Origin of the sequence: Thalassospira sp. (assembly GCF_048059015.1) — a bacterium.
Lineage (GTDB): Bacteria > Pseudomonadota > Alphaproteobacteria > Rhodospirillales > Thalassospiraceae > Thalassospira.
Genome location: NZ_JBLLNT010000017.1, coordinates 12536 through 33855, shown reverse-complemented (window position 1 = coordinate 33855; position 21320 = coordinate 12536). Strand labels below are relative to the sequence as shown.

23 protein-coding genes are annotated in these 21320 nt (G+C 54.6%); 19 read left to right on the top strand and 4 right to left on the bottom strand.

The annotated features are described in order from the left end of the window. Positions 1-90: 90 nt before the first annotated feature. The 3 genes from dapF to ACMZ66_RS19495 all read right to left on the bottom strand — a co-directional run bounded on the left by dapF (position 91) and on the right by ACMZ66_RS19495 (position 2449). Positions 91-936, bottom strand: coding sequence for a diaminopimelate epimerase (gene dapF / locus ACMZ66_RS19505; RefSeq protein WP_416939806.1), 846 nt, complete (start codon positions 934-936; stop codon positions 91-93). Positions 937-1000: 64 nt separating this feature from the next. Further along, the gene (locus tag ACMZ66_RS19500; protein ID WP_416939805.1) at positions 1001-1672 is read right to left on the bottom strand and encodes a TVP38/TMEM64 family protein; all 672 of its coding nucleotides are present in this window, start codon (positions 1670-1672) and stop codon (positions 1001-1003) included. Positions 1673-1678: 6 nt separating this feature from the next. Continuing rightward, positions 1679-2449: an SDR family oxidoreductase gene (locus ACMZ66_RS19495; protein ID WP_416939803.1), complete on the bottom strand. Its 771-nt coding sequence runs from the start codon at positions 2447-2449 to the stop codon at positions 1679-1681. 90 nt (positions 2450-2539) lie between these two features. Between ACMZ66_RS19495 and ACMZ66_RS19490 the strand changes: the two genes are divergently transcribed. After that, positions 2540-3124 (top strand): Crp/Fnr family transcriptional regulator, encoded by a 585-nt coding sequence (locus ACMZ66_RS19490; RefSeq protein ID WP_416939801.1) that lies wholly within the window; start codon positions 2540-2542, stop codon positions 3122-3124. Here the strand turns inward: ACMZ66_RS19490 and ACMZ66_RS19485 are convergent. Then, positions 3088-3546 carry a hypothetical protein gene (locus tag ACMZ66_RS19485; RefSeq protein WP_416939799.1) on the bottom strand — a complete coding sequence of 153 codons (459 nt, stop codon included), beginning with the start codon at positions 3544-3546 and terminating at the stop codon, positions 3088-3090. The genes ACMZ66_RS19490 and ACMZ66_RS19485 overlap by 37 nt on opposite strands. A gap of 464 nt (positions 3547-4010) precedes the next feature. Here ACMZ66_RS19485 and ccoN point away from each other — a divergent pair, with 464 nt between their 5' ends. The 18 genes from ccoN to ACMZ66_RS19395 all read left to right on the top strand — a co-directional run bounded on the left by ccoN (position 4011) and on the right by ACMZ66_RS19395 (position 21320). Beyond that, complete coding sequence (gene ccoN / locus ACMZ66_RS19480; protein ID WP_416940003.1) at positions 4011-5468, top strand: cytochrome-c oxidase, cbb3-type subunit I; 1458 nt, start codon at positions 4011-4013, stop codon at positions 5466-5468. A gap of 13 nt (positions 5469-5481) precedes the next feature. Next, the gene (gene ccoO / locus ACMZ66_RS19475) at positions 5482-6213 is read left to right on the top strand and encodes a cytochrome-c oxidase, cbb3-type subunit II (protein ID WP_416939797.1); all 732 of its coding nucleotides are present in this window, start codon (positions 5482-5484) and stop codon (positions 6211-6213) included. Positions 6214-6228: 15 nt separating this feature from the next. Next, positions 6229-6390, top strand: coding sequence for a cbb3-type cytochrome c oxidase subunit 3 (locus tag ACMZ66_RS19470; RefSeq protein ID WP_416939795.1), 162 nt, complete (start codon positions 6229-6231; stop codon positions 6388-6390). A gap of 15 nt (positions 6391-6405) precedes the next feature. After that, the gene (gene ccoP, locus ACMZ66_RS19465; RefSeq protein WP_416939793.1) at positions 6406-7278 is read left to right on the top strand and encodes a cytochrome-c oxidase, cbb3-type subunit III; all 873 of its coding nucleotides are present in this window, start codon (positions 6406-6408) and stop codon (positions 7276-7278) included. Between the two features lie 306 nt (positions 7279-7584). Continuing rightward, entirely contained in the window at positions 7585-9078 is a 1494-nt protein-coding gene (gene ccoG, locus ACMZ66_RS19460; protein ID WP_416939792.1) for a cytochrome c oxidase accessory protein CcoG, read from the top strand. Positions 9079-9112: 34 nt separating this feature from the next. Beyond that, the gene (locus ACMZ66_RS19455) at positions 9113-9631 is read left to right on the top strand and encodes a FixH family protein (RefSeq protein ID WP_416939790.1); all 519 of its coding nucleotides are present in this window, start codon (positions 9113-9115) and stop codon (positions 9629-9631) included. Positions 9632-9641: 10 nt separating this feature from the next. Then, entirely contained in the window at positions 9642-12068 is a 2427-nt protein-coding gene (locus tag ACMZ66_RS19450) for a heavy metal translocating P-type ATPase metal-binding domain-containing protein (RefSeq protein WP_416939788.1), read from the top strand. Positions 12069-12072: 4 nt separating this feature from the next. Next, positions 12073-12261, top strand: a complete 189-nt coding sequence (gene ccoS, locus ACMZ66_RS19445) for a cbb3-type cytochrome oxidase assembly protein CcoS (RefSeq protein WP_416939787.1) — start codon at positions 12073-12075, stop codon at positions 12259-12261. A gap of 79 nt (positions 12262-12340) precedes the next feature. Next, positions 12341-13039: a cyclic nucleotide-binding domain-containing protein gene (locus ACMZ66_RS19440; protein WP_416939785.1), complete on the top strand. Its 699-nt coding sequence runs from the start codon at positions 12341-12343 to the stop codon at positions 13037-13039. Between the two features lie 214 nt (positions 13040-13253). Continuing rightward, positions 13254-14099, top strand: a complete 846-nt coding sequence (panB, locus tag ACMZ66_RS19435; protein ID WP_416939783.1) for a 3-methyl-2-oxobutanoate hydroxymethyltransferase — start codon at positions 13254-13256, stop codon at positions 14097-14099. 45 nt (positions 14100-14144) lie between these two features. Further along, positions 14145-15014 (top strand): pantoate--beta-alanine ligase, encoded by an 870-nt coding sequence (gene panC / locus ACMZ66_RS19430; protein ID WP_416939781.1) that lies wholly within the window; start codon positions 14145-14147, stop codon positions 15012-15014. A 244-nt stretch (positions 15015-15258) separates the two neighbouring features. Continuing rightward, positions 15259-16746 carry a signal recognition particle protein gene (ffh, locus tag ACMZ66_RS19425; RefSeq protein WP_416939779.1) on the top strand — a complete coding sequence of 496 codons (1488 nt, stop codon included), beginning with the start codon at positions 15259-15261 and terminating at the stop codon, positions 16744-16746. Positions 16747-16883: 137 nt separating this feature from the next. After that, positions 16884-17294, top strand: coding sequence for a 30S ribosomal protein S16 (gene rpsP / locus ACMZ66_RS19420; protein WP_068519848.1), 411 nt, complete (start codon positions 16884-16886; stop codon positions 17292-17294). 48 nt (positions 17295-17342) lie between these two features. Then, entirely contained in the window at positions 17343-18017 is a 675-nt protein-coding gene (gene rimM, locus ACMZ66_RS19415) for a ribosome maturation factor RimM (protein ID WP_416939776.1), read from the top strand. A 3-nt stretch (positions 18018-18020) separates the two neighbouring features. Next, complete coding sequence (trmD, locus tag ACMZ66_RS19410) at positions 18021-18737, top strand: tRNA (guanosine(37)-N1)-methyltransferase TrmD (RefSeq protein WP_416939774.1); 717 nt, start codon at positions 18021-18023, stop codon at positions 18735-18737. 3 nt (positions 18738-18740) lie between these two features. Further along, complete coding sequence (gene rplS / locus ACMZ66_RS19405; protein ID WP_416939772.1) at positions 18741-19145, top strand: 50S ribosomal protein L19; 405 nt, start codon at positions 18741-18743, stop codon at positions 19143-19145. A 568-nt stretch (positions 19146-19713) separates the two neighbouring features. Further along, a complete protein-coding gene (leuC, locus tag ACMZ66_RS19400; protein ID WP_416939770.1) occupies positions 19714-21120 on the top strand; it encodes a 3-isopropylmalate dehydratase large subunit in 1407 nt (468 codons plus the stop codon). An 11-nt stretch (positions 21121-21131) separates the two neighbouring features. Continuing rightward, positions 21132-21320 carry a hypothetical protein gene (locus ACMZ66_RS19395; RefSeq protein WP_416939769.1) on the top strand — a complete coding sequence of 63 codons (189 nt, stop codon included), beginning with the start codon at positions 21132-21134 and terminating at the stop codon, positions 21318-21320.

Sequence of the window (21320 nt, the reverse complement as noted above, 5' to 3'; positions counted from 1 at the left end):
GCGGATGGGTCCGTAAGAATACCTGTCGCTTGGACAGATAAAAAAGAACCGGCCAGTCACTTGTTGTTCTGGCCGGATTTCAAAATTCTATTAATGATGTCCCAGAAGGGATGAATGCAAAAAGCCTGAGAAGCTGGTCGCAACCGGCCCGGTCATCAGCACATGATCATCGGGCAACCATTCAATCGTCAGGTTGCCACCATCAAGAATGATCTCGGTCTTGCGTCCCGTAAGGCCACGACGTGCAGCCGCAACCCCCACCGCGCATGCACCCGTGCCACATGCCCGCGTCACGCCAACACCGCGTTCCCAAACACGCATGCGGATCTGGTTTTCACTAACGATGCTGCAGACTTCGATATTGGCGCGTTCCGGGAACATTTCGTGATGTTCAAGCACCGGACCGAATTTCTCGATATCAATCGCTTCGGCATCATCAACAAAGAACACTGCATGCGGATTGCCGACATTAACTCCGACCGGATCGGAAAGCGGACCAAGCGATAGCGGGATATGGTTGGTATCAACCGCTTCGGAAAGCGGGATGTCACGCCAGTCAAGTTTGACCTGCCCCATATCAACCGTTACACGCCCATCGGTCAAACCATTGGCGTCAAGAAGGCCAACAACGGTTTCAATGATCACGTCTTTGCGGCCCAGCTCGCCCATGACGATATTGGCAACACAACGGGTCGCATTGCCGCATGCTTCAACCTCGCCGCCATCATTGTTGCGGATGCGCATAAAGGCATCGGCCAGATCGTCGCGGGCCGGTTCAATAACGATCAACTGATCGCACCCAACGCCAAGCTTGCGATCGGCAATGCGTGCGGCGGTCGCGTCATCAAGATCAAGCACAGCGGGATCGCGTCGTCCGTCAAAGACAACGAAATCATTTCCAAGACCATGCATTTTGACAAAAGGAATACCGTTCATAACCGCCTTATAGTCCTGATTCCAAAGCACGTCCATATATGGGTTATGAACAGTATTGCGCAAGCTAGCCCCGCAACGCCTTACGGTTTGATCGCCGATGATGGCGGATCAAAAAGAACCAGCAAGACCACATGACAATGGAAACAACTGCTGCCCCCCAGATCGCTGGCATCGGATCACTTGCCGAACTTTGCGCCCCCAACCATGTGCACACCACAACATAGGGCACCGTCCCCACCAGATAACCAAACCCGAACTTCACAAACCGCATGCGGGTAATCCCGGCAAGGCAGCAGGAAACTTCCTGCAGGATCGGCATGGCACGGCAAATCATCAGAACGGTCAGGCCATAGCGTGAAAATACCTGCTCCATCTCTTGCAACCGTTCTTCATCGGTAATGATACGCCGCAGTACAGATCGTCCAAAACGGTTGCTGATGACATATCCCATCACACCTGCCGTGATCATGCCCGTTGCCGCCGCCAAGGCCCCGAATACCGGTCCCAGAAAATAACCTGCAAGCAGCGTTACAGTCATGGTCGGAACCGCGACAAACAAATCCGCAACCAAAAGCGCGATGACAATCAGGGCCACAAACCACGCATCAATCAGACGCGCCTGTTCCAGCCAATGCACAACATCATCGCGCTGCATAAGTCCCGTCGCGACCAAAATGCCAAATGTTGCAGCAAAGCAGGTCGCGATCACCAAAGCGGTTTTAATCAGATCCTTCATGATCCCTTACCCCTTGCGCAGAATGGATTTCATCAGCGATGGCGATAGACGCATCACCACAGGGATCAACCGCGCCTTGCCGACATAGATTTCATCCCGCCCTTCAAAAATCCCGTCATGGATCGCAAGGGCGGCCTGACGGGCGGGGATTTTGGTGATGTCACGTCCTGCAGTCATTGGGGTATCGACCACGGGCAAAAAAACCTCGCTGATTGCAATCGGGATATCGGACGCAAGAAGCTGGTAGCGAAGGCTTTGGGAAAAACTGTGCAGGGCGGCTTTGCTGGCACAATAGATCGCGCTGCCTGTCTTGGGATAAAAGGCCAGGCCAGAAGACACATTCACAATGCGACTCCACGCACCAGCCTGCTCCGCCTTGCTGACAGTGCCCCGTTCTGTCCAATGCTGTATCACCGCATGGCAAATGCGAATTGGGGCAAGCAGGTTGATGGCAATTTCCCGATCGGCCAGTGATGCATCGAACTCAGCATCGGTCAGAACGCCCTTTTCCTGAACAGCTGCATTATTGACTACAAGATCGATATGGGGCGCATCACCAAGAACATCGGCCATCATTGCATCAACGAATGCAGGATGGACCAAATCCGCCTGCACTGTCCGGATCCCCGGATACTGGCTTTTAAGATCATGCAATTTCACATCTGAGCGGCCATGCGCGATCACGTTCCATCCTTGCGCGTGAAAAATCGCAAGCAATTCTCGGCCGATTCCCGATGTCGCCCCGGTGATAAAGACAGTTCCCGATTGAGTATTCATAATGGCTTTCCATCCGCGTAGTCTGTTGATCAGAACCACATCAGTTGGCCATCAGCGAATGGGGCTGGCATTAACCCGGGTTTATTGGGCATGAATTTTTCAGATTTGATCGAGCGCCTTCAATCGGATGCACAATTGGCATCCCGGATGCGCCACAGCACCCATGCCAAAGGCAGCCAAATCATCAAACAGGGTGAGGTTTGCGGTGACGTGATCTTTCTGCGCCGAGGTTTAGCACAGATGTCCTATGTCACCTTTGAGGGCAAGGAATGGATCAAAAGCTTCTTTGCCGAAAATTCGGTCCTGGGATCAAGGCGCTGCCAGATCATGGGCGAGCCCAGCCACTTTGCCATCACATGCCTTGAAGATTGCGAAATAACCGCCGTTCCCTATGACGGTTTACGCGCGGCCTGTGCAAATGACCCGGCTCTGATGGCCGTCTTTTTTGATTTCAACGAACAGGTAAGCCTGCGCAAGGAAAAGCGCGAATACGAGTTCCTGTGCCTGTCCGCACAGGATCGGTATCAGGGATTTCTTGAAGATTACGCCCCTATCGTTCCGCGCCTGACACAGGCGCAGATCGCAAGTTTCATCGGCATTACACCAATCGCGCTTTCACGCATTCGAAAAAGGATTAATCAGGCAGAAAGTCTGGGCGTTGTTGGCGCACAATAACGCACTTTGCTGGGCGCAAAACCGGCCTTGGCAAAATATGACCGCAGGCGACCTTCAAGCTCGCCAAGCGACACATAAACGTTGCTGCATCCATGCAGATTGGCAAGACGGGTCATGGCATCGCGCATGGTATCAAGCACATAGTCACCAGCGATGATTTCAACGGCGATGACATTATCCACATGAAGAACCTGCCCATCGGCCATGTCATCACGGACATAGTATGAAAACAGCCCGTGGATATAGCCGCGTTCATTGGCGATCACGATGATACCCCGTTGGCGCCGCCACAGGATATTGTCGCCATTCTCTTCTGAATTCGCCTCATTCGGGGCGACCGGCAGGCAATATTTATCGACAAATGCACGCCAACGGTCAAAAGACATATCGACCTGCAACATCTGAACCAGCGGAAATGTCATATCCGCGGTCTGCGCTGTAAGTGGAAGTGACTTATTAGGTCTCTGACATAGCCCTGCCCTCTGGAATTTGCCTGATCATGCCGCAAATAATTCCGGGCAACCTTGATGTGCATCAACACGTTTTGACGTTACGGCGCGCATAAACACAGCCAGCAAAAAAACTCGTCCCAAATGGCGATGTTGTTTCCTGTGATTGAATTTCTGGCAGGTTTTGCAAGCTCATATTGACGTAAGTCAATGGCAGTTGCCCCGCCAGTCCGCATACTCACGATACGAATTTGGAAACCTCGCCCGAGAGACAGCGTCCGGTCATCAGACAGGGCTCATATGGGTGGGGCTTTTTGTGCAGGTGAAGCGCCGATCAATGGATCGTCGGTTCATCGGGACTGACGAAATTGTCCGAGAGGGTTTTGGACAATTCACCCGACCACCTTGAACGGGAGTCAAGCATGAGCCAGGGGAGCATGGCACAGGCAGCATCACCATCTGTTGCTGTCGATTATAATATGGACGTTGTGCGCTGGGCCGCACTGGCGACCGTATTTTGGGGAGTCATCGGATTTTTAGTGGGCGATGTCATTGCATGGCAGCTCGCTTTTCCGGTCCTCAATTTTGACAACGAGTTTCTGAACTTTGGACGTCTGCGCCCGCTGCATACGTCTGCGGTTATCTTTGCCTTTGGCGGTAACGCGCTTCTGGCGACATCCTTCTATGTCGTTCAGCGCACCTGCCGCACACCGCTTTATGGTGGCAAGGCACTGCCGGCATTCGTTTTCTGGGGTTATCAGCTGTTCATCGTCATGGCCGCTATCGGCTATGTCACCGGTGTTACCCAGGGTCGTGAATATGCCGAGCCGGAATGGTTCGTTGATATCTGGATCACGGTTGTCTGGGTCTGTTATCTGGCGATGTTCGTCGGCACCCTGCTGAAACGGTCCGAGCCGCATATCTATGTGGCGAACTGGTTCTATCTGGCGTTTATCGTCACCATCGCGATGCTCCATCTTGGCAACAACCTTGCCATTCCGGTCTCGTTCATGGGCACGAAGTCTTATTCCATGTTCTCGGGCGTGCAGGATGCGCTGACCCAGTGGTGGTATGGCCATAACGCAGTGGGCTTCTTCCTGACGGCTGGCTTCCTTGGCATGATGTACTACTTCATTCCGAAGCGCGCCGAACGTCCGGTTTATTCCTATCGCCTGTCAATCATTCACTTCTGGGCGCTGATCTTCCTCTATATCTGGGCTGGTCCGCACCATCTGCACTACACCGCACTTCCGGATTGGGCACAGACCCTTGGCATGACCTTCTCGATCATGTTGTGGATGCCGTCCTGGGGCGGAATGATCAACGGTCTGATGACGCTTTCGGGTGCATGGGACAAACTGCGTACTGACCCGGTTCTGCGCTTCATGGTGGCTGCTGTTGGTTTCTATGGCATGTCGACTTTCGAAGGCCCGGTCATGTCGATCAAGGCAGTTAACGGCCTGTCGCACTATACCGACTGGACCATTGGTCACGTGCATTCCGGTGCGCTTGGTTGGGTTGCCTTCGTATCGTTTGGTGCGATCTACTTCCTGATCCCGGTCCTTTGGAACCGTGAACGCCTGTATTCGATGCGCCTTGTGGCTCATCACTTCTGGCTCGGCACCATCGGTATCGTTCTTTACATCACATCGATGTGGGTATCGGGGATCATGCAGGGCCTGATGTGGCGCGCTTATGACGAGCTGGGCTTCCTGCAATATTCCTTCATCGAAACCGTTGAAGCGATGCATCCCTACTACATCATTCGTGCAACCGGTGGCCTGCTGTTCTTGCTCGGCTCCTTGCTGATGGTCTGGAACGTCTACAAGACGATCAAGGGCGATCTGCGTCAGGAAGCACCGATCGGCACACCTGCAACCGTTGCAGCCGAATAAGGGGGAACGAGATATGCTTCTTAAAAAACACCATATTGTTGAAAAGAACGTCTTTGTTCTGATCCTGGGTATTTTCCTGACGATCATCATCGGCGGTATTGTCGAAATCGTGCCACTGTTCACGATGGAACAGACCATCGAGAAGGTCGAAGGTGTGCGTCCTTACTCGCCGCTCGAACAGGCCGGTCGTAACATCTATATCCGCGAAGGTTGCTATAACTGCCATTCCCAGCAGATCCGTCCGTTCCGTGACGAGGTCGAACGATATGGCCATTACAGCCTTGCCGCAGAATCGATGTATGACCACCCGTTCCAGTGGGGATCGAAACGTACCGGTCCGGACCTGGCCCGCGTTGGTGGCAAATATTCCAATGACTGGCACGTTGCACACATGATTGATCCGCGCGCAGTTGTGCCGGAATCCATCATGCCGGGCTATCCGTTCCTGGCCGATCGCAAGCTGGACTTCGATGACGCACAGGCACATCTCGAGACTCTCAAGATGGTAGGGGTTCCCTATTCTGACGAGATGATCGCAGCAGCCAAAGCTGACCTTTATCTGCAGGCCAGCGAGGATGCGGCCTATGACGATGACTTCCTTGCACGTTATCCGAATGCGGCAACCGGTGACTTTGACGGCAATCCTGAAAAGCTGACCGAAATGGATGCGCTGGTTGCGTATCTGCAGGTCCTTGGCCGGATGGTCGACTTCACCACTTACAACCCGCAGATGAACCTGCGCTAAGGCAAGGGGAACGTCATGGATTTCTTTACGCAACTCGCTGACTTTTTCCGCCCTCTGTGGGGTTTGTGGCTGATGCTGTTGTTCAGCGCGATCATTGCCTGGGTCATGTGGCCAAGCAAAAAGCGCAATCAGGACATGGAAGCACACGCGCAGATCCCCTTCCGGGATCAGGATTGAGGGGAGAACAGAGCAATGTCGACTAATGTCGAGAAAGATCAAGTATCCGGGCGCGAGACCACCGGTCATGAATGGGATGGCATCAAGGAGCTCAACACTCCGCTGCCATCCTGGTGGGTCTATGTCTTCTGGGCGACTGTTATCTGGTCAATTGGTTACTGGGTGGTTTACCCGTCCTGGCCGACCGCGACCGACTATCTTAAGGGCACGTTTGGCACCACCAACCGCACCCAACTGCACGAAACCATGGCCAATGTTGCGGCCGAACGTGCACCTTACATGGAACGTCTGGCGGCTTTAGATGTTTCGGAAATCGTCAATGACGGCGAACTTCTGAACTTCTCGATGGCCGGTGGCAAAGCTGTCTTTGCCGATAACTGTGCACCGTGCCACGGCACCGGTGGTTCGGGGAACCCTGGTTTCCCGTCGCTGCAGGATGATGCATGGCTTTGGGGCGGTACTCTTGATGCCATTTCCGAGACCCTGCATGTTGGTATCCGTTGGGATGCAAATGAAGACACGCGCTTCAACGACATGCCGGCCTTTGGCCGCGATGGTCTTCTGGAACGTGATCAGGTCGAAGATGTTGTCCAGTATGTTCTAGGCTTCACAAATCGTGCGACCGATAGCGCAGCAGCTGGTCGTGGTGCGGTTGTCTTTGAAGAAAACTGCTCGTCCTGCCATGGCGAAGATGCCAAAGGCATTCAGGATCTTGGCGCGCCAAACCTGACCGACGCCATCTGGCTCTATGGTGGTGACAAGGCCAACCTGACGGAAACCGTCATGAATTCGCGTCGCGGTGTCATGCCGGCGTGGGGTGGTCGTCTTGACGAAGAAACCATCAAGATGCTGACGGTTTATGTCCATTCGCTTGGCGGCGGTCAGTAAGACCCAAATGCCATAAATCTCTCAAAAGGCCAGTGATCAACGATCATTGGCCTTTTGTTTTGCCCAAAGCACATCACCCAACAATCAAACATCCGATTTCATCAGAATATGCGTCGATAAATTGACATGTATCATGGTGGGGTTTGCGGGCCTCTCGTATCTTCTGGCTGAGATTTGAATAATTAGAGTTTGCTCTGTAAAGCTGCCAGAAAACGAACGTCTCCTGACAGCCTAACCACATGAAACGACTGGCGGTTTCCGCATGAGAGCAGTTGTTTGGTTACGAGCAGCAACCAGGTAGCGACCATGGCCATGTCCAATTTGCAGCATCCCGATATCAATCCGGCTTCTGTCATGGAAGAAGATGACCGCGAGCAGCCGCTTTATAAGACGCGCGAAAAGGTCTATCCGAAACGTGTGTCTGGCCGTTTCAGAAATCTGAAATGGTTTGCATTGATTGCGCTGCTGGCAATTTATTGGCTGGTTCCCTGGATCAGATGGGATCGCGGACCAAGTGCGCCGGATCAGGCTGTACTGATCGATATGGATCTGGGCCGCGCCTATTTCTTCTTTATCGAGATCTGGCCACAGGAAGTCTATTACATCACTGGCATCCTGATCATGGCCGCCATTGGACTGTTTCTGGCGACATCGCTGTTCGGGCGTATCTGGTGTGGCTATGGCTGCCCGCAGACGGTTTGGACCGATCTTTTCATGCTGGTCGAACGCTATATCCAGGGTGACCGCAATGCGCGCGTGCGTCTGGATAAGTCCAAATGGACGTTTGAAAAGCTCTGGAAACTCGGCGCGACGCATCTTGCCTGGATCGCCATTTCCATGGCAACCGGCGGCGCCTTTGTCCTTTACTTCCACGACGCACCGACGGTGATGGTGGACATTTTTACCGCAAGCGCATCGTTTGGCACCTATGTCACCATCGCGTTTCTGACCGGCTCGACCTATTTACTGGCCGGTTGGGCCCGTGAACAGGTCTGCACCTATATGTGCCCATGGCCGCGTTTTCAGTCCGCGATGCTTGATGATGAAAGCCTGATCGTTACCTATGAAGGCTGGCGCGGGGAAGATCGCGGACCACTGAAACGCAAGAACCTTGAACGCGGCGAAGTTCCCGAAACCGGCCATTGTGTGGATTGTTTTGCCTGCGTGAATGTCTGCCCGACCGGAATTGATATTCGCGATGGTCTTCAGATGGAATGCATCGGCTGCGGGCTTTGCATTGATGCGTGCAATGACACCATGGACAAGATCGGCTTCCCGCGTGATCTCGTACGGTTTGATTCGGTGCAAAACACCCAACTTCGCGCGCAAGGCAAAGCCACCCGTACCCGCATCGTGCGTCCGCGGACCATCTTCTATTCGGCGATCCTTTTGATCGTCGCGTCGGTGATGATGTTTGGTCTGTTTAACCGTTCGGTTCTTGAGCTGAACGTTCTGCGTGATCGCAACCCGCTTTTTGTCACACTGTCAGATGGCGATGTGCGCAATGGTTACACGCTTAAGGTCCTGAACAAGGAACAGGCTGCCAAGACCTATACGCTTGATGTGAAGGGCCTTGCTGTCAGTGACCTTCAGGTCATTGGTCTGACGCCCAATCAGGATGGCAGTTTCGATCTTGATGTCGCACCTGATCGCGTTGGCAGCTTCCGCGTTTTTGTCGCGGCATCGCCAAGCACACTTGAAAGTGACTTAACCGCGTTTGAATTCACAGTGACCGATCAGGAAACCGGAAATTCCGAAACCTATGATACAGTATTTGCCGGTCCAAAGACCGCCCACTGATCGCGCAAGCGGTTCAGTATAGGAGAGATAACTTATGGCAACGCATATGACATCGGATATCGGCGACCAAAACGGCCCGCGCAAATCGGATCGGTGGATTCCTTGGTACTTTGTCGGTGGCTTCGCCATCATGTTGATCGCCAATATTTCACTGATCACGTTTTCCATGACCAGCTGGAACGGCCTTGTGACCAAGCATGCCTTTGAAGAAGGCAACAATTACAACGCAGCCATTTCAGGCGCAGCCCGTCAGGCAGAACTTGGTTGGCGCAGCAAACTGAGCGTGGATGGTGTCATCAACCAGAATGCCACCGTCACGGTTCTGCTCCGCGACAAGGAGTCAAACCCGATCAGTGGCGCGAAAATGTCGGTTGTTCTCACCCGTCAGGACCGCGATGATCTTGATCAGACCATCGCGATGGCCGAAATTGCACCGGGCGAATACCGCGCCAGTGCATCTTTTCCGGTTTATGGCCGTTGGCAGGTACGCACCATTGCGCATGCCATGGGTGATGATTACCAAACGGTCGAACATGTCGTCGTTAATCCGTGACCTGATCTAAATGACCCAGACCATGCAGTCCTGCCGCCATTGTGGGGAGCCGGTAACGGCCCTTTCCCCTGCCGCACCCGACTTTTGTTGTGCCGGGTGCGCTGGTGCGTTTGAACTGCTGGGCGAGTTGGGTCTGAGTTCCTATTACAAGCGTCGCGCCATTGACCCGAAAATCCGTGCACTGCGTCCAGACGAAGACGAAATCGGCACGTTCGATTTTACTGAGCTCGCCAGCACCGATGATGACGGCAATCACCATCTGCATTTGATGGTGGATGGCATTCATTGTGCGGCCTGCGTTTGGTTGATCGAAACGCTGCTTCAGCGTAACGCCGCAGTCCTTCAGGCCCGCGTTAATATGACGACCCGTCGACTGCGTCTAAGCTGGCAGGGGTCGGTTTCTGACATTGATGCCATCGTTCTGCCGGTTCTTCAGATGGGCTATCGCCTGATCCCGTTTGATCCAGCCGCACTCGAACAAGCCACCCTGTCACGCAACAAGGAACTGCTTCGTTGTCTTGCCGTCGCAGGCTTTGCTGCGGGCAATGTGATGTTGCTGTCAGTTTCGGTCTGGGCCGGATATTTTCAGGGGATGGGCGGGGCAACCCGCGATCTTTTCCACTGGATTTCAGCCCTGATTGCCCTTCCGGCTGCAGCTTACGCCGGACTGCCATTTTATCGATCCGCGCTTGGCGCGATCCGCAATCGTCGAGTCAATATGGATGTGCCGATCAGTCTTGGTGTCATTCTGGCACTGGGCATGAGTTTGGCACAGACCATTCGCGGCGAACCACACGCCTATTTCGACAGCGCCATCACGCTTTTGTTCTTCCTGCTGATTGGCCGCTACCTTGATGGTCGTGCGCGTGGACAGGCGCGTTCGGCAGCCGAGCATCTTCTATCCCTAAATGCGCGGTCCATCACCGTCATTGATGAGGACGGCACACGCCGCCTGATTGCCCCGCAAAAAGCAACGCCTGGCATGATTGTTCTGGCTGCGGCAGGCGAACGAATTGGCATTGATGGCACGGTCATTGATGGACAATCCGACATCGATACCAGCATCATCACTGGCGAAAGCATCCCTGTCCTGACCCGGCCGGGCGCAAGTGTTTTTGCCGGAACGACCAATATCTCGGCCCCGCTTCGCATCGAAGTTACCGCCACGGGTGGCAACACATTGCTGTCTGAAATCGTCCGTCTGATGGAAAATGCGGAACAGGGCCGGGCGAAATATGTCGCCATCGCCGACCGTGTTGCCAAATCCTATGCCCCGGTCGTGCATTTCCTGTCGCTGGCAACCTTTGTCGGTTGGTGGCTGATTGGTGGATTGCCCTGGCATGACGCCCTGATGAACGCGATTGCGGTTCTGATCATCACCTGCCCCTGTGCGCTGGCCCTTGCCGTTCCAGTGGTTCAGGTGATTGCGACCGGACGGTTGTTGCGCGCGGGGATTTTGGTGAAATCGGCAACCGCGCTTGAACGTTTAACCAAAGTCACCGGCGTTATCTTTGACAAGACCGGAACACTCACCACCGGCAAACCCGAACTGGTCAATGAACCTGACCGCGCAACGCTTGAACTGGCAGCCGGAATAGCCGCAAACAGCAACCATCCATTGTCACGCGCACTGGTTCGCGCTGCTGGTAGTGTCGCCCCCTACCCCAATGTGATGGAAAAGCCAGGTCTTGGTCTTTTGGCACAAGGACCGGCTGGCGAGATCAAACTGGGCAATCGCGCCTTTTGCGAAATTGCCGAGAATGCGGATGTTCCATCGGAAATCACCGGGCCGGAGCTTTGGCTTGCCGAGCCGGGCAAAACAGCAACCCGATTTGTCTTCCGCGATACAACCCGTGCCGACGCGCCTGAGATCATCGACAGCCTGCGCGCGCGCGAATTTGACATGATGCTGCTATCGGGTGATCGCGACAGCACTGTGCGCCAATTGGCCGAGGCCCTTGGCATTCGCGATTGGCAGGCGCGGATGTCACCAACAGATAAGGCCGGATATATTCAGGCCCGTGCCGATGACGGTAAATGCGATTTGATGGTTGGCGACGGGATCAACGATGCCCCGGCCCTTGCTGCTGCTCATGCGTCCATGTCGCCAGCAACCGCTGCGGAAATCTCGCAAAACGCCGCTGACATTGTATTTCAGGGCGACAAACTCGGTGCGGTGATCGAGGCAATTGATGTCGCCCGCAAGGCCGATCAGCTGGTGCGCCAGAACTTTGCCCTGTCCTTTGCCTATAACGTGATTACCATTCCCCTGGCAGTATCGGGGTTTGTCACACCCTTGATCGCAGCCATTGCCATGTCATCATCATCGCTGATCGTCATTGCCAATGCCTTGCGTCTTCATGGGAAATCAGCGATCAAACCAGACACTGATTTCAAGCCAACCCAACAATCTGCATCCCAACGCGTGGAAGCCTAATGGCATGAGTAACCTTCTTCTTTTGATCCCGATTGCCCTGTTTTTGGGTCTGCTTGGGCTTGGTGCTTTTCTGTGGTCGCTGCGCTCTGGTCAGTTCGACGATATGGAAGGGGCGGCCAATCGCATCCTGTTTGACGACGAGGATGAGAAAATTTCGCCCAAAACCAAGAAATTCCAGCATCGCGATAGTTAGAATTGCTTGAAATACACCTATCTGTTCGCATAGATTGGTGTCTTATCAGCGTATCGGGTTACCAGCATCGGAGTCTGCGATGGCAGTCCGCCCCCAACTTTGCGAAGCCTGTTCTATCAAGGACTTAACCTTCTGCTCGTCTTTGCACGGGGCTGAACATGATCAGCTGCGCCAACTGCTGACCCACGTCCAGTATGATTCGCACAGCACCATTTTCCACGAGGCCGAAGAAGCCGATTACGTCTTCAACGTCACCTCTGGCTCGGTAAAGTTGTATAAATTGCTGGGCGATGGCCGCCGTCAGATCACCGGTTTCCTGTTTGCAGGCGACTTCCTAGGCTTGGCGCTGAACACCAATTACAGCTACACCGCCGAGGCGATTGAACCGGTTACCGCATGCCGCTTCCCGCGTCAGAAGCTCGAAAAGCTGTTTGATCAGTTCCCGCATCTTGAAAAGCGCATGCTGGGCATGGCGGTTGATGAATTGGCAGCAGCCCAGGATCAGATGCTTCTTCTTGGCCGGAAAACCGCCAAGGAAAAAGTCGCGTCATTCTTGCTGATGCTGGCCCGTCGCCAGGAACATCGCGGCGAAGGCAGCGACACGATCAATGTGCCGATGAGCCGCTCGGACATCGCAGATTATCTGGGCCTGACGATTGAAACCGTTTCGCGCACACTGACCCAATTGCGCAAAGAAGCGACGATTTCGCTCAAGGATAACCGCCACATCGAAGCGGTCGGCCTTGATATGCTCGAAGATCTTGCCGAAGGTTTGTGATTTCGTTGTGCATCTGCACATCAGCTTGCAAGAAACGTCGCAGATCTTTCGATGGATCTGCCTGAAATCAGCCCAAAGACAAGCTATTGGCCGAATTGCTTATTTCGCGATTGCGAAAAAATGGTTCCCGCAAATGGTCATCATATTGTAAACATGACAGCACGCCCGACAAAGATCGGGCAGCCAATTCCGGTCGAACCGGGGGAGAAACGTCATGAGTGCCACCACCAAAAAGATGGGGCGGACCTCCGTCCCTGAACTTCGTGCCCGCAAGGGTAACGAGCCAATTGTCTGCCTTACGGCCTATACCACACCGATGGCCCAGCGCCTTGATGAACATTGCGACCTGCTTTTGGTCGGCAATTCATTGGGCATGGTTGTCTATGGGATGGAAAGCACGCTTGCTGTCACTGTCGACATGATGGTCAACCATGGCAAGGCCGTGATGCGCGGGTCGAAAAATGCCTGCGTCGTCGTCGACCTACCGTTTGGCAGCTATCAGGAATCCAAGGAACAGGCGTTCCGAACCGCATCTCATATTCTGGCTGAAACCGGCTGTGCTGCCGTAAAGCTTGAAGGTGGGGCCGAACTTGCCGACACCATCGCGTTTCTGACCAAGCGCGGCGTTCCTGTCATGGCCCATATCGGCCTGATGCCTCAGCAGGTCAACACCATGGGTGGTTTCAAAAGCCAGGGTCGCGACGAAGACGCAGCACTTGAAATGATTGCCGATGCCAAGGCTGTGGCAGATGCCGGTGCATTTTCTGTCGTTGTCGAAGGCACTGTTGAAGCAGTCGCACGTCGCATCACCGAAACCATCGACATCCCGACGATCGGCATTGGTGCCTCGGTCGCGTGCGATGGACAGGTGTTGGTCACCGAAGACATCCTTGGCCTGTTTTCCGATTTCACACCAAAATTCGTCAAACGCTACGCCAATCTTGGTGATGCCGTTTCCGAAGCCGTTGGCCAATATGCTAACGAGGTCCGTAACCGTCAGTTCCCGGCGGATGAACATTGCTTTGGGATTGCCAAAAAAGGTAAGTTGCGCGCGGTCTGATCCAGACCGCCGTGATTTCTGGAAAACTTCGGTACGACGATAACGATGTCCCTTACGACTGTTCACACTGTCGCTGATTTGCGTGCGGCTGTTGCCAAGTGGCGCGCAGAAGGCCTGCGGGTTGCGCTGGTTCCGACCATGGGCGCACTGCATGACGGCCATATCAGCCTGACCGAACTGGCCCGCACCCATGCGGACCGGGTCATCGTATCGATCTTTGTCAATCCGACCCAGTTCGGCCCGAACGAGGATTTCGGCGCTTATCCCCGCACGCTTCCCGATGATCAGAAGCTTCTGGATGCAGCCGGGGTCGAGCTTTGCTTTGCCCCATCGGTTGATGAAATGTACCCCGATGGCTTTGCCACCAAGGTGACCGTTGATGGTGGCATGACCAATGTGCTGTGCGGGGCCGCACGCCCCGGTCATTTCGACGGGGTCGCGCAAGTCGTCACCAAATTGCTGCTTCAGGCGATGCCCGATTGCGCGATTTTCGGGCAAAAGGACTATCAGCAGCTGATGGTCATTCATCGCTTTGCAGCTGATTTGAACATCCCCGTCGACATCATCGGCGCAAAGATCCAACGCGAAGAAGACGGTTTGGCCATGTCATCGCGCAACCGCTATCTGACGCCAGAAGAACGCGCGATTGCCCCCACCCTTAACCGGGTTCTGGCCGACATCACGACCAAAGCCCAAGGTGGTGCCGATGTTGGTCCACTTCTGGCCAAGGGGCGCGAAGAGATCCTGAACGCAGGGTTTGATCCGATCGATTATCTTGAAATTCGCGATGGCAAAACACTTGAACTGATCGGTGACAAGGTCAGCAAACCTGCGCGAATCTTTGTTGCCGCACGGCTTGGCAAGGCGCGATTGATTGATAATCACGCGATTAATCCGGGCATTGAGCGCACATAAACATCTGGTTGGGGCAAGGTTGCCATCACCGGAATCCTTGATTGTGGGCAAATTGACTCAAAAAGCGCAGAACATGGCGCTTTTGCGCCCGATTGCGCTTGACTCCCTACCCCCGATCCAATAAACCCTCCTCACCAAAGGTCGCCCAAGGGGTGACTCCCCCAGTCCTCGAGTTTTCGAGCACTGGGTTTTAGTTTTTTGTGCGTACGCGGTGGAAACACCGGCAACACAGACGGGATTTGGAATGTTTGAAGGACTAAGCGATCGCCTTGGCGGAGTTCTCGATAAGCTGCGCAAACGTGGCGCGCTGAAGGAATCCGACGTCAAGGAAGCTATGCGCGAAGTACGTGTCGCCCTGCTTGAGGCTGACGTCGCGCTGCCGGTCGTAAAAACCTTTATCACCAATGCAACCGAACGTGCGGTTGGTCAGGACGTTCTGCGCTCGGTCACCCCGGGTCAGATGGTCGTCAAGATCGTCCATGACGAACTCAAAAACATGCTGGGCGAAGGCGAAGAGATCAATCTTGCTGCGACCCCGCCTGTTCCGATCCTGATGGTCGGTCTGCAGGGTTCTGGTAAAACCACCAGTTCCGCCAAGATCGCCCTGCACCTGACCAAGAAGCGCAACAAGAAAGTGCTTCTGGCATCGCTCGATATCTATCGTCCGGCCGCGCAGCAGCAGCTGAAGGTTCTGGCCGACGATAACGGTCTTGGCGTTCTGCCGATCGTGATGGGCGAAAAGCCGGTTTCAATTGCCAAGCGCGCAATGGATACCGGCCGTAAAGAAGGCTACGACGCGGTTATCCTTGATACCGCAGGCCGCCTGCATATCGACATGGAACTGATGAGCGAGGTCGCCCAGGTCCGTGATGCGGTAAGCCCGGTCGAGACCCTTCTGGTCACCGATGCGATGACCGGTCAGGACTCGGTCAACGTAGCCAAGGAATTTGCCGAAAAGGTCGGCATCACCGGTATCGTTCTGACCCGTGTTGACGGTGATGCACGTGGCGGTGCGGCCCTTTCGATGCGTCAGATTACCGGCTGCCCGATCAAGATGATTGGTGTCGGCGAGAAGATCGACGAGATGGAAGCATTCCATCCCGATCGTATCGCCAACCGTATTCTTGGCATGGGCGACGTTGTCAGCCTTGTTGAAAAAGCAGCTGAAACGATCAAGGCCGAAGACGCCGAGAAAATGGCGAAGAAGCTGCGTAAGGGTCAGTTTGACCTGAACGACCTTCTTGCACAGCTCAAGCAGCTGCAGAAGATGGGTGATCTTTCCGGCATCATGGGGATGCTGCCGGGCATGGGCGCGCTGAAAAAACAGATGTCGCAGACCAAGCTTGATCCGAAACTTCTGACACATCAGGAAGCGATCATCCTGTCGATGACGCCGAAAGAACGTGAAAACCCGGCCCTGATCAAAGCATCGCGCAAAAAGCGTATTGCTGCGGGTTGCGGTCTGACGGTTCAGGATGTGAACAAGCTGCTCAAGCAATATCAGACCATGTCCACCATGATCAAGAAGATGGGCAAGATGGGCAAGAAGGGTCTGTTTGGCGGCATGCCGAAAATGGATCCGGCAATGCTTGAGGGCGGCGAAATGCCAGACCTTAGCAACCTGCCAAAAGGTTTCCCCGGTGCCGGTGGCGGATTGCCACCAGGTCTTCCGGGATTGGGAGGCGGCGGTGGCTTGCCTCCAGGGTTCCCGGGGTTCGGCAAGAAGAAATAGCCAAGCCCCCGGTTCTTAATCGGGTTCTCAAGAATTCCTCTTAGGAACCAAAACTGGCTCACAAGGCCAGATCGAATAGCCCCTCAGGGGGCATGCTTTAGAAGACTACAAACCCAAGCTGAAAGGAACTTATCCGAATGGCTGTCAAGATTCGTCTTTCCCGTGGCGGTGCCAAGAAGCGTCCGTACTACCGTATCGTAGTTGCTGACGTTCGTGCTCCGCGTGACGGCAGCTTCATCGAGAAAGTCGGTACCTATGATCCGATGCTCCCGAAGGATGCTGACAACCGCGTGACCTTCAAAGAAGAGCGCATCAAATATTGGCTGTCTGTTGGCGCACAGCCGACCGATCGTGTTGCACGTTTCCTGGGCAAAGCTGGCCTGGCTGACGCGTTCAAACCGACCGAACAGCCGCAGAAGTCTGCTCCGAAAGCGAAAGCTCAGGAACGTCTTCGTGAGAAAGCTGAAAAAGCTGAAGCTGCTGCTGCCGCTGCTGCGGAAGCCGCTGCTGAAGCTGCAGCACCTGCTGAAGAAGCTGCAGGCGAGTAATTCGCTGAACGCACGCTTTGATCAGATACCGGAAACTTGTGAACCGAAATGGCTGATACCCGCAAATCCAAGAACGACGAAGCTTATGTCTGCGTCGGCATGATCACCGCCCCGCACGGGGTGCGTGGTGCCGTGCGCGTCAAAAGCTATACCGTCGACCCGGATAACCTTGTCGGTTACGGCCCGTTGTTCGACGCCAAAGGAAACGCGAAATACAAGCTGTCTCCTGTCGGACATGTCCGCGACCAGTTGATCGCCAAGATCGAAGGTGTGGATGACCGGGACGCCGCCGAACGGCTGCGGGGAACCAAGCTTCATGTACCGCGGACGGCCCTGCCTGAAACGGAAGATGAAGACGAATTTTATCTTGCTGACCTTGTTGGTCTGAAAGCTTTCCACGTCGATGGATCGCTGTTCGGTACCGTACGCGGTGTGGCTGATTTTGGCGCTGGCGACGTAATCGAAGTCGCGCTGGAAGAAGTCCGGGGTAAAGTCGTCGTTCTTCCTTTCACCAAGGAAGTGGTTCCCGATGTGGTTCTTTCGGAACGCAAGCTGGTGGTTAATCCGCCCGAGGGGCTCCTGCAGGATGAAGACGGACCCGGCAATCGTAGCCGTCGTCCGAACAAATCCCGTAAGGACTCTCAGGCCGACCGCGATTCTGATGCCGTCACTGCTGATGCAGTAGGCGCGGAAACCGCGACCGGCAGCGGAAAGGAGGCCTGATCGATGTCTGTGTGGCAGGCAAAGGTTGCAACCCTGTTCCCGGAAATGTTTCCGGGCGTGCTTGGACAGTCTCTGGCTGGCCGTGCGCTTGAGAACGGGATCTGGTCGCTTGATGTCAAAGACATCCGCGATCACGCAACTGACCGCCACCGCACTGTAGACGACAATCCTTTCGGGGGTGGGGCCGGAATGGTCATGCGTCCGGATATTGTCGACGCCGCCCTGCGTGAATTGCGTGCAGACGCACCGCAATTGCCGCTGATTTATCTCAGCCCGCGGGGAAAAGTGCTGAACCAGAAACGCTGCCGTGAATTGGCAGCAGGCCCGGGTGCCATCCTGCTTTGCGGTCGTTACGAAGGTATCGACCAACGGGTTCTGGATGAACATCAGGCCGAGGAAGTCAGCATCGGTGATTACATCCTCATGGGCGGCGAGCTGCCGGCCATGGTCCTGATTGAATCGTGCATTCGCCTCATCGAGGGGACGGTCAACAAGACCGAATCCGTAGATGAGGAAAGCTTTGAAACCGGGTTGCTTGAATATCCGCATTACACGCGCCCGGCCAATTGGAACGGGCGTGACGTGCCGGAGATCTTGCTTTCCGGACATCATGCCAAGGTACAAGCCTGGCGGCATGCACAGGCAGAAGAAATTACTCGTGAGCGACGCCCGGACCTTTGGGACCAGTATGTCGCAAACGGGAACATCAAAGAGGGTTAAACCATGACCAACATCATCCAGCAGCTCGAGAAAGAGCAGCTCGACAAAATCGTTGCGCAGCGCGAAGTTCCGGAATTCGACGCCGGTGATACCGTTCGTGTACACCTGAAAGTCGTTGAAGGTACCCGTGAGCGTATCCAGCAGTTCGAAGGCGTTTGCATTGGCAAGAAGAACCGCGGCCTCAATTCTTCCTTCACCGTGCGTAAAATCGCATCGGGCGAAGGCGTTGAGCGTATCTTCCAGTCCTACTCCCCGGCAATCGACAAAATCGAAGTCGTTCGCCGCGGTGACGTACGTCGCGCGAAACTGTACTACCTTCGTGGTCGTACCGGTAAATCTGCACGTATCGCCGAGCAGACCACCGGCCACAAAGGCAAGCTGACCGCAGCAGAACGCGCGAAGAAGTAATTCTTCGCCGTTTGGCTCTGTCAGACGACATAAGACGGGCTCACCTTCGGGTGGGCCCGTTTTCTTTTGTCCTCAGGTACTCGGCACGCCACGTATCAGCGTGATCATGAAGCAACAAATACACGCATTAATTGCATTATAGCAAATCGCTCGGATTTGAGTGCCATTATCAAGTCCCGCAGAAACCATACGATAATTCGATCAGCTTTTATTATATCAGATATCCCTTACCTATATTGAAATCTGCTGATTTAGCTACTATGGGATGCTTGGATTTGCCGAACTCTATTTAGAGATGTACTGGTGCGAAAAACACGCGCTCCGTGCCTTGCGATTTAGGGGCCGCGGTGTATAAAGGCACTCCCGCGGCAAAAACAATCAATCCCGCGTGGTTCTGGATAATAAAATTTCGCAAATCGGGTTAAGCCGGTTGCGCCGGAGAAAACGCCAAGTCCCGACCGATCCCGTTTGGTCCGAATTCTGCGCTGTTTTCTCTTTGCCATCCAAAGCCACACAAGCCGGGCGGTTGTCGCTGCTCAAAAGATCGATGTTTTATGAGGAGGTCGAGATGGGTCAACCTAAAACCCTTTTTGACAAGATTTGGGAAAGTCATGTGGTCGATACGCAGGATGATGGCACCTGCCTTCTGTATATTGACCGTCATCTCGTCCACGAAGTTACCAGCCCGCAGGCATTCGAAGGTCTTCGCAATTCCGGCCGCAAAGTGCGCCACCCTGAGCTGACCCTGGCGGTTCCTGATCACAACGTTCCGACGTCTGATCGTTCGGAGGGCATCAAGGAAGAAGACAGCCGCATTCAGGTCGAGACCCTTGACCAGAACGCGCGCGATACCGGCATTCACTATTTCCCGATGAACGACCTGCGTCAGGGCATCGTTCACATCGTTGGTCCGGAAGAAGGTTTCACCCTTCCGGGTGTGACGATGGTTTGTGGTGACAGCCACACCTCGACCCACGGCGCATTTGGCGCACTGGCATTTGGTATCGGCACGTCCGAAGTTGAACACGTTCTGGCAACCCAGACCCTGGTTCAGAAGCCGGCCAAAAACATGCTGGTCAAAGTTGAAGGTGATCTGCATCCGGGCGTTACCGCCAAGGACATCACCCTTGCAATTATCGGCCGCATCGGTACCGCTGGCGGTACCGGCTATGTGATCGAATATGCGGGTTCGGCGATCCGTTCGCTTTCTGTGGAAGGCCGCATGACGGTTTGCAACATGTCGATCGAAGGCGGCGCACGCGCAGGTCTGATCGCACCGGACGAGAAAACCTTTGAATATATCAAGGGCCGCCCGATGGCACCGAAGGGTGCAGCATACGAACAGGCTGTTGAATACTGGAAGACCCTTCCGTCTGATGAAGGCGCGCACTACGACAAGATCGTCGAAATCAATGCCGCTGACATCGTCCCGCAGGTCACCTGGGGCACCAGCCCGGAAGACGTCGTTCCGGTTACCGGCACCGTTCCGTTCCCTACTGACGCCAAAGATGCCGGCAAGCAGAAGGCAATTGCCCGTTCGCTCGAATATATGGGTCTGACCGCAGGCACGCCGATCGAAGAGATCAAAATCGATCGCGTGTTTATCGGTTCGTGCACCAACGGTCGTATCGAAGATCTTCGTGCGGTTGCCGCTGTTGCCAAGGGCCGCAAGGTTTCCGAAACCGTTAATGCGATGATCGTCCCGGGTTCTGGTCTTGTTAAAGAACAGGCAGAAGCCGAAGGTCTGCATGAAATCTTCATCGAAGCAGGTTTTGACTGGCGTGAGCCGGGCTGCTCGATGTGTCTGGCGATGAACCCGGACCGTTTGGCCCCGGGCGAGCGTTGCGCTTCGACCTCGAACCGTAACTTCGAAGGCCGTCAGGGCCGTGGTGGTCGTACCCACCTGGTCAGCCCGGCCATGGCAGCAGCTGCTGCAATCACCGGTCATCTGACTGACATTCGTAAACTCGGTTAAGGACAGTTCCCATGGCCGACCAGGCATTCATCAATTTCCGCGAAAGTGCTCCTCGTTTGGGACGCGCCCCGGTGCTTGAGCAACTCCTGCCCCAGCTTACCGGGATCAACCTGCCCGACTTTATCGCGCAGGAACTCGACGCGACCGAAGAATTGATCGAAGCCTTGGGCCTGGCCTGGGACACTGGAAGCAAGGGATAA

Coding starts and splice junctions, on each gene's coding strand:
- ACMZ66_RS19455 (WP_416939790.1), top strand. CDS start 9,113: ATGGCAACGCATATGACATCGGATATCGGCGACCAAAACGGCCCGCGC.
- trmD (WP_416939774.1), top strand. CDS start 18,021: ATGTCTGTGTGGCAGGCAAAGGTTGCAACCCTGTTCCCGGAAATGTTT.
- ccoN (WP_416940003.1), top strand. CDS start 4,011: ATGGCACAGGCAGCATCACCATCTGTTGCTGTCGATTATAATATGGAC.
- rimM (WP_416939776.1), top strand. CDS start 17,343: ATGGCTGATACCCGCAAATCCAAGAACGACGAAGCTTATGTCTGCGTC.
- ACMZ66_RS19485 (WP_416939799.1), bottom strand. CDS start 3,546: ATGACATTTCCGCTGGTTCAGATGTTGCAGGTCGATATGTCTTTTGAC.
- ACMZ66_RS19395 (WP_416939769.1), top strand. CDS start 21,132: ATGGCCGACCAGGCATTCATCAATTTCCGCGAAAGTGCTCCTCGTTTG.
- panB (WP_416939783.1), top strand. CDS start 13,254: ATGAGTGCCACCACCAAAAAGATGGGGCGGACCTCCGTCCCTGAACTT.
- dapF (WP_416939806.1), bottom strand. CDS start 936: ATGAACGGTATTCCTTTTGTCAAAATGCATGGTCTTGGAAATGATTTC.
- ccoG (WP_416939792.1), top strand. CDS start 7,585: ATGGCCATGTCCAATTTGCAGCATCCCGATATCAATCCGGCTTCTGTC.
- ACMZ66_RS19470 (WP_416939795.1), top strand. CDS start 6,229: ATGGATTTCTTTACGCAACTCGCTGACTTTTTCCGCCCTCTGTGGGGT.
- rpsP (WP_068519848.1), top strand. CDS start 16,884: ATGGCTGTCAAGATTCGTCTTTCCCGTGGCGGTGCCAAGAAGCGTCCG.
- ffh (WP_416939779.1), top strand. CDS start 15,259: ATGTTTGAAGGACTAAGCGATCGCCTTGGCGGAGTTCTCGATAAGCTG.
- leuC (WP_416939770.1), top strand. CDS start 19,714: ATGGGTCAACCTAAAACCCTTTTTGACAAGATTTGGGAAAGTCATGTG.
- ACMZ66_RS19440 (WP_416939785.1), top strand. CDS start 12,341: ATGGCAGTCCGCCCCCAACTTTGCGAAGCCTGTTCTATCAAGGACTTA.
- panC (WP_416939781.1), top strand. CDS start 14,145: ATGTCCCTTACGACTGTTCACACTGTCGCTGATTTGCGTGCGGCTGTT.
- ACMZ66_RS19500 (WP_416939805.1), bottom strand. CDS start 1,672: ATGAAGGATCTGATTAAAACCGCTTTGGTGATCGCGACCTGCTTTGCT.
- ACMZ66_RS19495 (WP_416939803.1), bottom strand. CDS start 2,449: ATGAATACTCAATCGGGAACTGTCTTTATCACCGGGGCGACATCGGGA.
- ccoP (WP_416939793.1), top strand. CDS start 6,406: ATGTCGACTAATGTCGAGAAAGATCAAGTATCCGGGCGCGAGACCACC.
- rplS (WP_416939772.1), top strand. CDS start 18,741: ATGACCAACATCATCCAGCAGCTCGAGAAAGAGCAGCTCGACAAAATC.
- ACMZ66_RS19450 (WP_416939788.1), top strand. CDS start 9,642: ATGACCCAGACCATGCAGTCCTGCCGCCATTGTGGGGAGCCGGTAACG.
- ACMZ66_RS19490 (WP_416939801.1), top strand. CDS start 2,540: ATGAATTTTTCAGATTTGATCGAGCGCCTTCAATCGGATGCACAATTG.
- ccoS (WP_416939787.1), top strand. CDS start 12,073: ATGAGTAACCTTCTTCTTTTGATCCCGATTGCCCTGTTTTTGGGTCTG.
- ccoO (WP_416939797.1), top strand. CDS start 5,482: ATGCTTCTTAAAAAACACCATATTGTTGAAAAGAACGTCTTTGTTCTG.